7 protein-coding genes are annotated in these 7,440 nt (G+C 69.6%); 6 read left to right on the forward strand and 1 reads right to left on the reverse strand.

Annotation, left to right across the window (positions count from 1 at the left end):
- Positions 1 to 171: 171 nt before the first annotated feature.
- The 5 genes from VI238_RS15260 (at position 172) to rimI (ending at position 3,733) form a co-directional block, all read left to right on the forward strand.
- Entirely contained in the window at positions 172 to 969 is a 798-nt protein-coding gene (locus VI238_RS15260) for an ABC transporter ATP-binding protein (RefSeq protein WP_331652879.1), read from the forward strand.
- A gap of 132 nt (positions 970 to 1,101) precedes the next feature.
- Positions 1,102 to 2,028, forward strand: coding sequence for an MlaD family protein (locus VI238_RS15265; RefSeq protein ID WP_331652881.1), 927 nt, complete (start codon positions 1,102 to 1,104; stop codon positions 2,026 to 2,028).
- Entirely contained in the window at positions 2,025 to 2,648 is a 624-nt protein-coding gene (locus VI238_RS15270; protein WP_331652883.1) for an ABC-type transport auxiliary lipoprotein family protein, read from the forward strand. The genes VI238_RS15265 and VI238_RS15270 overlap by 4 nt, the downstream gene beginning before the upstream one ends.
- Positions 2,641 to 3,147, forward strand: a complete 507-nt coding sequence (locus tag VI238_RS15275; protein ID WP_331652885.1) for a hypothetical protein — start codon at positions 2,641 to 2,643, stop codon at positions 3,145 to 3,147. Before VI238_RS15270 ends, VI238_RS15275 begins: the two co-directional genes overlap by 8 nt.
- A gap of 151 nt (positions 3,148 to 3,298) precedes the next feature.
- On the forward strand, positions 3,299 to 3,733 hold the full coding sequence (gene rimI / locus VI238_RS15280; RefSeq protein ID WP_331652891.1) for a ribosomal protein S18-alanine N-acetyltransferase: 435 nt from the start codon (positions 3,299 to 3,301) through the stop codon (positions 3,731 to 3,733).
- Positions 3,734 to 3,776: 43 nt separating this feature from the next.
- Here the strand turns inward: rimI and VI238_RS15285 are convergent, their stop codons facing one another.
- Positions 3,777 to 6,647, reverse strand: coding sequence for a valine--tRNA ligase (locus VI238_RS15285; RefSeq protein ID WP_331652887.1), 2,871 nt, complete (start codon positions 6,645 to 6,647; stop codon positions 3,777 to 3,779).
- A gap of 164 nt (positions 6,648 to 6,811) precedes the next feature.
- Between VI238_RS15285 and upp the strand changes: the two genes are divergently transcribed.
- Positions 6,812 to 7,440 (forward strand): uracil phosphoribosyltransferase (gene upp / locus VI238_RS15290; RefSeq protein ID WP_331652889.1); only part of this gene is annotated, 629 nt, incomplete at its 3' end.

Below are 7,440 nucleotides of genomic sequence, written 5' to 3' on the forward strand. Positions count from 1 at the left end.
CGGCCGGGATTCGCCGACGGCACGTCCATGTGCCGACGGCGAACGCACGCGCATCCTGCGCGTGCCCCTGCGGGCTGATCCGTCCGTCGCCCACCGCCGCTGCAAGGGGCCCCGGAAAAGCGGCGCGCTCCTGCGCGCAGACGCAGAGGCAAGAAGCGGGAGAAGCATTCGGTGAACCCGGTCCCGCTCATCGAAGTCGAGCAGCTCGAAGCCTGGTACGGCCGCCGGCGCGTGCTGCACGGGGTCGACTTCGCGGTCAACGCGGGCGAGATCCGCGTGATCATGGGCGGCTCCGGTTCGGGCAAGAGCACCCTGCTGCGCCACCTGCTCGGGCTGCAGCGGCCGAAGTCGGGGCGCGTGAAGCTGTTCGGCGTCGACCTCGGCGAGGCGAGCGAGCGCGAGCTGCTCGACGTGCGCAAGCGCATCGGCGTGTCCTTCCAGGGCGGCGCGCTGCTGACCTCGCTCACCGTCGGCGAGAACGTCGCGCTACCGCTGCGCGAACACACGACGCTCGACGAGTCGACGATCCGCATCATGAGCCGGCTCAAGCTCGAGGTGGTCAACCTCGGTGGTTTCCAGGACCTCATGCCGAGCCAGCTCTCGGGCGGCATGGTCAAGCGCGCCGCCCTTGCCAGAGCCATCGTCATGGACCCGCGCCTGCTGTTCTTCGACGAGCCGTCGGCGGGACTCGATCCGGTCGTCTCGGCCGAGCTCGACGAGCTGATCCTGCGCCTGCGCGACGCGCTGCGCATGACGATCGTCGTCGTCACGCACGAACTCGAGAGCGCGTTCAAGATCGCCGACACGATCACCGTGCTCGACCAGGGCAACATCCTCACGACCGGCACGGTCGCCGCGGTGCGCGCGAGCGACAACGAGCGCATCCAGGACCTCTTGAACCGGCGCCCGCGCGAGGTCCAGGTCGATGCGGACGCGTACCTCAAGCGGCTGACCGAAGAGGAAGTCTAGAATGCGCGGATTCGCTGTTGGAGCGGCGGAAGCCGCGATGCTTGTGCCGCGGAACGCCGACGAAGAGCATCGCGGCTTCCGCCGCTCCCACAGGAAGGCTGCAATGCAGGCATGGGCGAAGGGGCGCCGTCGATGAAGCGCGACACCATCAACTACACGCTGGTCGGCGCGGTCGTCGTCGGTGCGATCGCGCTGCTGCTCGTCGCGCTCGCGCTGATCACCGGCAAGGGCGTCGCGAGCGCCGACTACGTCGTGCGCTACCGCAACGTGACGGGGCTCCGCTACGGCGCACCCGTGTTCTACGAGGGTTACCGCATCGGCCAGGTGGGCGCGGTCACGCCCGAACGCAGCGCCGAGGGCACGCGCTACAAGGTCGTGCTGTCGGTCCGACGTGACTGGCCGATCCCGGTCGACAGTCCCGCGCGCCTGCAATCGAGCGGCCTGCTCGCCGACGTCTCGATCGGCATCCACGAGGGTTCGAGTCGCGAAGCCCTCGCGCCGGGCGGCGAACTCAAGGGCGTGGAAGGTGCGGACATCTTCGCCGCGATGAACGAGCTCGCGGGCCAGGTCAGCGAACTCACGCGCACGCAGATCACGCCGCTGATCCAGACCCTGTCGCAGCGCGTCGATTCGATCACCGGCACGATCGACAAGACCACGCCGCTGATCCTCGAGCAGACGCGCGCGCTGCTCGAGCGCGCGAACCATGCGTCGGATGCGATCAACGACCTGCTCAAGCCGGAGAACCGCGCCGCGGTCGGCGCGATCCTCGGCGAGGTGAGGAACCTCGGCGCGGAACTGCGCAAGACGCGCGCGACGCTCGACCAGGCGCTCGGCGACCTCGCCGGCATCGCGAAGGACAACCGGCCCGACGTGCGCAGCGCGGTGCAGGACCTCGCGAGCGTGCTCGGCGCGCTGTCGGCGCGCATGGACGTGATCACGCACCACCTCGAGTCGTCGAGCCGCAACCTCGACGAGTTCAGCCGCGAGATCCGCAGCCATCCCAATCGCCTGATCCTCGCGCCGAAGGCCGACAACCTGCAGGAAGAGCCGCAATGAGGACATCGACGACGATCCTGCCGGCCCTCCTGCTCGCGGCGCTCGCGTTGACCGGGTGCGGAGCACCGACGGTGCCCGATTTCACCTATTTCCGCCTGCCGCGCGCGCAGCCGCTCGAGGTCGCGTCGGCGCCGCTGTTCGACGAGCCGATCGTCGTCGATGCGTTCGGTGCGGACGGCCTCTACGCGGACCAGTCGCTCATCTACGCGCTCGACCCCGGTGCGCAGCAGTTGCGCCAGTACCACTACCAGCTGTGGACCGATCCGCCGACACGGATCCTGCAGCGGCGCCTGATCGCGCAGCTGCGCGCGTCGAAGATCGCCGCCCAGGTCACCGACGAACTGCCTGCGAGCAACGCGGCGATCCGCGTCAGCGGCATCATCCTGCGCTTCGACCGCGTGCCGACCGCCAACGGCGGCTGGAGCGCCGTGGTCGCCCTCAAGCTGCGCGCGGACGGCCGCGACGGCCGGCCGATCGTCGACGACTATTACCGCGCGGACGAGGCGGCCGCAGGCAACGACATCAAGTCGACCGTCGATGCCTACGGTGCCGCGCTCGATCGCATCTACGCGCAGTTCCACGCGGACCTGCGCCAGCGCGGAGGTTCGCGGCATGGATGACGCCGACCTGCGTCGCCTCGCCGAGATCGGCATCGACGTCTACCTTCCGCGTGGACCGGCGCGCGCGGCCTGCGTCGAGCCGGTCGCCGCCTCGATGGCCGCAGCCACCGCCGCGGCGACGGCCGTACCGAACGCCGGCGGCGTGGTGCTGCTGGCCGAAGCGTCGGGCGCGCGCGCCGCCGCGCTGCTCGACGGCGTCAAGCGCGCGCTCGCGTTCGCCCGGGTCGACTGCGTGCGGATCGACGTCGTCGACGAGGCGGCGCTCGCTTCGGCGAGCGCGCTCGTCGCGTTCGGCGATGCGCGCGCACGCGCCGCCGGGGCGGCGTTGAGCGCCCAGCGCCAACGCGAGATCGGCTGGGTCGTGACGGCGGAGCCGGGCCTGCTCGCGGGCGATGCGCACGCGAAGCGCGCCTTGTGGAGCGAACTCAAGCGCATCGCGCGGCCGCTGCTCCAGGTACGGCGGGCGGGCGCTCGCGCGTCGCGCGGCGACGAACGGTAGGCATGCGCCGCCCGGCGCGTGCCCGGCCAGCGATCACACGCGCCTTTCATGGCAAGATGCGGTCGGCTTCCGGCGGTACCGGAAGGTGGGCGGTGGCGCCGCATCGATCGTGGTCGCGATCCTCAAGCAGGCACAACCCGAGTTTCGTCGCATGCAGGCCGACGACCTCGACCGCGTCGCCGCCATCGAGGCGCTCGCCTACGAGTTTCCGTGGAGCCGCGCGATCTTCGCCGACTGCCTGCGCGCGGCCTACGAGTGCATCGTTCTCGTCGACGCCGGCGCCATCGTCGGCTACGGCGTGCTGTCGAGTGGTGCGAGCGAGGCCCACGTGCTCAACGTCTGCGTGCTGCCGGGCCTGCACGGGCGCGGCTACGGACGTCGCATCGTCAAGCGCCTGCTCGACATCGCGCGCTGGCAGCGGGCCGAGCGCGTCTACCTCGAGGTGCGGCCGTCCAACCCACGTGCCATCGCGCTGTACGAGTCGATCGGCTTCAACGAATTCGGCCGCCGGCCGAACTATTACCCGGCGAAGAAGGGGCGCGAGGACGCACTCGTGATGGCGATCGAGCTGCTGCCGCCGGAGTGAGGGCCATCGTAGTCCGCCGTGCCGTCGGCCGTCCCGTGGGCACTCAGCTGCGCAAGCGCTCGAGCTGTTGCCGCAACGCCTCGACCGTCGACGTGAAGTCGGCGAGACGCTGCTTTTCCTGCTCGACGACCGTCGCCGGCGTCTTCTCGCCGAAGTTGCCGAGCTTCGTGCTCGACTTCGCGATCTCGCCGTCGATGCGCGCGATTTCCTTCTCGAGCCGCGCGCGCTCGGCGCCGAGATCGATCAGTCCGGCCAGCGGGATCAGCAGTTTCATGTCGCTGACGATCGCGGCCGCGGCGGCAGGCTCGGCCTCGCCCGCGTCGAGCCAGCGCTGCGACTCGGCGCGCGCGAGGAAGGCGATCTGCGCGCCGAACTTCGCCGCACGCGCGCGATCGGCGGCGCCGCCGCCGGTGTAGAGCAGCGGGATCTCCCTGCGCGGCGCGATGTTCATTTCACTGCGGATGCGTCGCACCTGGGTCAGGACCGCCTTGAGCCATTCGATCTCGGCGGTGGCTGCATCGTCGACGGCATAGTCCGCCGCGCGCGGATACCGCCGCATCGAGATGCTGCCCGGTGAGCCGCCGGAGCCCAGCGTCGACGCGTTCGTCGCACCGACCGCGGCGAGCGCGGGCTGGATCTCGTGGAACAGCTCCTCGGTGATGAACGGCATGATCGGATGCAATGCGCGCAGCACCGCATCGAGGACGACGAGCAGGGTGCGACGCGTCGAGGCCGCCGCGTCCGCGGCGCCGGCGCCCGGCGCGGACGCCCCCGCGGGGGCGAGCGCGGGTTTGGCGAGTTCGAGGAACCAGTCGCAGTAGTCGTTCCAGACGAACTCGTAGAGCGCCTGCGCGAGCAGGTCGAACCGGTAGCTCGCGAAGTGCGCCTCGACCTGGTCGAGCGTGCGGGACAGGCGCGTGAGGATCCAGCGCTCCGCCTCGGTCGCGGGCGCGGCCGACGCGGTGGGTTGCGCGGCGTCGCCGGCGTTCATGAGCACGAAGCGCGTCGCGTTCCACAGCTTGTTGCAGAAGTTGCGATAGCCGTCGGCGCGCTTGAGATCGAAGTTGATCGTGCGGCCATAGGTCGCGAGCGCAGCGAAGGTGAACCGCAGCGCGTCGGCGCCGACCGCGGGGATGCCGTCGGGGTAGTCCTTGCGGATGCGCTTCTCGACCTTCTCGCGCACTTGCGGGATCAGCAGCGATGCGGTCGACTTCTTCACCAGCGATTCGAGCTCGATGCCGTCGATGAGGTCGAGCGGGTCGATCGTGTTGCCCTTCGACTTCGACATCTTCTGGCCTTCCGCATCGCGCACGATCGCATTGATGTACACCTCGCGGAACGGCACTTTGCCGGTGAAGTACTGCGTCGCCATCACCATGCGCGCGACCCAGAAGAAGATGATGTCGAAACCGGTGACGAGCACGTCGCTCGGCACGAACGCCTTGAACTCTTCCCACTCGGCCGCGCGCGCGGGCGTCTCGCCGGGCCAGCCGAGCGTCGAGAACGGCCACAGTGCGGACGAAAACCAGGTGTCGAGCACGTCGTCATCGCGGCGCAGCGCGCCGACCGGCCTCGTCGTGGCATGCGCGAGCGCGTCCGCTTCGTCCTCGCCGACGAAGATGTTGCCCTGCTCGTCGTACCACGCGGGGATCTGGTGGCCCCACCAGAGCTGGCGGCTCACGCACCAGTCCTGGATGTTCTCGAGCCACTGGTTGTACGTCGTCGCCCAGTTGTCGGGCACGAAGCGGATCTCGCCGTCGCGAACGGCGGCGAGCGCGGGCTCGATGATCGCCTTGCGTCCGCCCGGTCGACCGTCCGGCAGCGTGTCGCGCGTGAGGTCGAGGAACCACTGGTCGGTCAGCATCGGCTCGATCACCGCGTCGGTGCGCTGGCTGACCGGTACCTGCAGCTTGTGCTTCTTCGTCTCGACCAGAAGGCCGGCTGCCTCGAGATCGGCGAGCACGGCCTTGCGAGCGACGAAGCGGTCCATCCCGCGGTACTTGACGGGTGCGTCGTCGTTGATCTTCGCATCGAGCGTGAGCACGACGATCGGCTCGAGGCCGTGGCGCGCACCGATCTGCCAGTCGTTGAAATCGTGCGCGGGCGTGATCTTCACGCAGCCGGTGCCGAACTCGCGGTCGACGTAATCGTCGGCGATGACCGGGATCTCGCGGCTGGTCAACGGCAGCTTAAGCGTCTTGCCGATCAGTGCTTGGTAGCGCTCGTCATCGGGGTGGACCGCGACGGCGACATCGCCGAGCATCGTTTCCGGACGCGTGGTCGCCACGACGAGGCCTTCGCCGCCGTCGCTCGCGGGGTAGCGGATCGACCACAGCGAGCCGTCCTTCTCCTCGTTGTTGACCTCGAGGTCGGACACCGCGGTCATCAGCACCGGGTCCCAGTTGACGAGGCGGCGGCCGCGGTAGAGCAGGCCGTCGCGATACCACTGCACGAACACGCGGCGGACCGCCGCCGACAGCCCTTCGTCCATCGTGAAGCGTTCGCGCGACCAGTCGACCGAGGCGCCGAGGCGGCGCATCTGGTTCGTGATGGTCGAACCCGACTGCTCCTTCCACGCCCATACGCGCTCGACGAACGCCTCGCGGCCGAGGTCGTGGCGCGTCGTGCCTTCGGCGGCGAGCTGGTTCTCGACGATCTTCTGCGTCGCGATGCCGGCATGGTCGGTGCCGCCCTGCCAGAGCGTGCGGTAGCCGCGCATGCGGTGGTAGCGGATCAGCGCGTCCATGATCGTCTGCTGGAACGCATGGCCCATGTGCAGGGTGCCGGTCACGTTCGGCGGCGGCAGCTGGATGCAGTACGGCTCGCCGCTCGCGGCCGGCTTGAACAGGCCGTTCGCTTCCCACATCGCGTACCACTTCGATTCGATCAGGCCGGGCTCGAAACTGTTTTCCATGCGCATTGGCGGCCGCGCGCGCGGCCGTTTCGAAAGGAGGATCGCCAATTCTATCAGGCAGGTCCGCGCCGGCGGGTCCGTCGTGGGCGAGCCGGCGTCGGAGTGCCCCACGCGGGCGCCGACGCGCTATCGTTCGGGCACCGCGCGACGGAGGAGGGGAACGGATGGACGCAGGCGTGCAGGTGATCGGGCATCCCCTGGTGCAGCACAAGCTGACCCTGCTGCGGAAGAAGCAGACGAGCACGATCGAGTTCCGCCGCCTGCTCGGCGAGCTCGCCGCGCTGATGGCGTACGAGGTCACGCGCGACCTGCCGCTGCGCGACGTCGCGATCGAGACGCCGGTCGGGGCGGCGACGGGGCGAGAGATCGACGGCAAGAAGGTCGTGCTCGTGGCGATCCTGCGCGCGGGCATCGGCCTGCTCGACGGCATGCTCGACATCGTCCCCGGCGCGCGCGTCGGCCATGTCGGGCTGTATCGCGACGAACACACCTTGCATCCGGTCGAGTACTACTTCCGCATGCCGCGCGACCTCGAAGCGCGCGACGTCATCGTCGTCGATCCGATGCTCGCGACCGGCAACTCCGCCGTGGCGGCGCTGGATCGAATCAAGGCGCAGCGGCCGCGCACGCTGCGCTTCGTCTGTCTCGTCAGCTGTCCCGAGGGGATCGCCAACCTGCGCGCCCGCCATCCGGACGTGCCCGTCTTCACCGCCGCGATCGACGAGCGCCTCAACGAGCACGGCTACATCGTGCCCGGCCTCGGGGATGCGGGCGACCGCTATTTCGGCACGCG

This window comes from Dokdonella sp. (genome assembly GCF_036518555.1).
Lineage (GTDB): Bacteria > Pseudomonadota > Gammaproteobacteria > Xanthomonadales > Rhodanobacteraceae > Dokdonella_A.

Bases quoted from the DNA above. Each gene is read 5' to 3' on its own strand.
- VI238_RS15265 (WP_331652881.1), top strand. From the start codon at position 1,102: ATGAAGCGCGACACCATCAACTACACGCTGGTCGGCGCGGTCGTCGTC.
- VI238_RS15270 (WP_331652883.1), top strand. From the start codon at position 2,025: ATGAGGACATCGACGACGATCCTGCCGGCCCTCCTGCTCGCGGCGCTC.
- VI238_RS15275 (WP_331652885.1), top strand. From the start codon at position 2,641: ATGGATGACGCCGACCTGCGTCGCCTCGCCGAGATCGGCATCGACGTC.
- rimI (WP_331652891.1), top strand. From the start codon at position 3,299: ATGCAGGCCGACGACCTCGACCGCGTCGCCGCCATCGAGGCGCTCGCC.
- VI238_RS15285 (WP_331652887.1), bottom strand. From the start codon at position 6,647: ATGGAAAACAGTTTCGAGCCCGGCCTGATCGAATCGAAGTGGTACGCG.